Here is a 2,393-nt window from a genome sequence, read left to right as displayed (position 1 = left end):
GAGGGATGTAAGACAGCACGGCCTTCGTACCAACCGCCAGCGGCACCGTGGCCCATACCGATACCGAGCACCACGACCACACCTGCCACGCCGTCGCTTACGTGGCGGCCGGCGAGGACGAGCACGGCATCTGGGTGGCCGGCGCTCTGCGGCCCGACGCCACCGACGAGCAGATCCGTGTCCTACGCGCCTCCCCGCTGTCCGGGGACTGGCGGTCGTGGGGTGGCAACCTGGAACTGATCGCAGCCCTCGCAGTGAACACCCCCGGCTTCCCGGTGCTACGGCAGGTGGTGGCTGGTGGTGTGCCGCAGGCACTGGTGGCTGCGGCCGGTCTGGCGCCACTGACCACCGCACCGGAAATCGAGGAGCTGCGCGACCTGTTGCCCGATCTGAGGGCCAGCGCCGCCCGGGAACAGGCCACCCGCGACCAGGATGTGGCCGACGCGCTGGGCCGCGCCGATGGTGCACGGGGGCGGATGCGGACCATACACGCGGCAGAACTGCGGGGCCGTGTGTATACGGAACGGTGACAGGATGCGTGATGAAGAGTTCGAGCAGGGCTCAGCTGGGACGTGCCTTGTCTGTGACTGCAACTGGTACGAGCCGTCCGACGGTTCCTGTCTTTGCGGGCATAGCTTCGTCGACCACGGAGAACACGAGGCGGATACAAACCCCGAGTAGCTAGAACGCCGACGTGATGTGTTACAGTCGCAGATAACACGGCACCGGTCTCGTAGAGGCCGCTGAGCCGAGGGCGGGCGTAGCCGCCTCGACACGCCGAACCATTCCGGCGTGCTCGAAAGGCCCCCACCCTCCCATGAACATTCAGGTTCAGGCGCTTCTCAACGGCGAAACCGACCTCACCACTCTCACCGACGAGCAGCTCGGCGACATTCGCCGCGCCGTCGCCGAGGAATTCGCCTCGATCGACCCCGGTGACGGTGTCGTCCCCGACGCTGAACTGCTCGGTCAGATGGACCGGATCGCCGACGCCGCCAGCCGGGTCAAGGGCGAGTTCGACAGCCGGGCTGCCACCGCCGACCGGGCCAGCCGGGTCGGTACCCTGCGGGAACTGTTCACCGCACAGCCCGACCCCGAGCCCGAGCCGGAGCTGGTGGCGGAACCCGCCACCTCCGAGCCTGCCGCACTGTCCGAGGAGCCGGCACCGGTTGCCGCTGCTGCAACCCGGCCGACCCTCACCCAGCTCGCCCAGCACGGGCTGACCGCCCAGCCCGCGGCGCAGACCCGGCCTCGCATCGTCGCCGACGCGGTTCTCACCGCCGCCGCGAACGTCCCCGGCCTAGACATGGGCGCCCCCGTGTCCTGGGGTGATCTGGGCCAGGCCACCGCCGAGCAGCTCCGCCGGCTCCGCACCTCCGGCAGCAGCGAGGTGTACAACACGGCGTCGATCCGCTGGGACTACCCGGAGGACCGGCAGCTCGGTGACGGTGACAGCACCGCGCAGATCGACCACGCCCTGTCGATCCGGCAGGTCATGGCCAGCATGGAGGAGCAGGGCGGCATCGAAGCGGTCGTCGCCGCCGGTGGTGTCTGCGGCCCGCCAGAGGTGTTCTACGACCTGCAGGTCGACTCGGTGGCGTCCCGGCCGCTGCGGGATTCGCTGCCGTCGTTCCAGCCGAAGCGTGGTGCGATCAACTTCAACCCGTCGCCGACGTTCGCCGCTGTCGGCAGCTCGGCGACCGCGTTCTGGACTGCGGCGAACGACGCCAACCCGACCAGCCCGACCACCAAGCCGGTGCAGACGTTCAACTGCCCGAGCCCGGTGCAGGAATACGTGTACGGCATTCCGACCCGGGTGCAGTTCTCCAATTTTCAGGAGCGGTACTCACCGGAGTGGGTTGCGGCGAACACGCAGCTGGCGTTGGCGAACGCAGCCCGGCTGGCCGAGGTGCAGCTGTGGACGAAGATGGCGTCGTCGACCTATTCGACACGGATCGGCGCGTCGGCGCTTGTCAGCTTCACCCGTGACCTGATGGCCCTCCTCGAACTGCAGGTCAGCTCGTACCGGTACCGGCACCGTCTCCCCGAGACGTTCCTGATGCGGGCCGTGTTCCCGTCTTTCGTGAAGGGTCTGTTCCGCACGGATTTCCTGCGGCAGACCGCGACGCAGGACCCGAACTGGCTGAAGATCGCCGATGCGTACATCACCAGCCTGTTCGCCGCCCGCGGTGTCATTCCCACCTATGTGATGGACGGCCTGCCTAAGTCCACGGCTGGCACCACGTTGGGGACCAACGCCTGGGACTTCCCGGACCAGTTCTTCGCCGCGGCCACCGACGGGTCGGCGCTCGGCGCCCCCGTGGCGGACGCTTCGGCTGGTTCGGCGTCGGCGGGCACCTACTGGCCGTCCCGGCTCGCGTTCTCCCTGTTCG

The 2,393-nt window shown here is 68.5% G+C and carries 2 protein-coding genes; both read left to right on the top strand.

Going from position 1 to position 2,393, the window contains the following annotated elements; genetic code table 11:
• The first annotated feature begins 47 nt into the window (after positions 1-47).
• Positions 48-530, top strand: coding sequence for a hypothetical protein (locus FDN03_RS15810; protein ID WP_138178553.1), 483 nt, complete (start codon positions 48-50; stop codon positions 528-530).
• Between the two features lie 287 nt (positions 531-817).
• The coding region (locus FDN03_RS15805; protein WP_138178552.1) for a major capsid protein at positions 818-2,393 on the top strand (1,576 nt) is incomplete at its 3' end.

The organism is Glutamicibacter sp. V16R2B1 (assembly GCF_005774635.1).
Classification (GTDB): Bacteria; Actinomycetota; Actinomycetes; order Actinomycetales; family Micrococcaceae; genus Glutamicibacter; species Glutamicibacter creatinolyticus.
The sequence above is the reverse complement of the archived record's forward strand: the minus strand, read 5'-3'. Positions and strand labels throughout refer to the sequence as shown.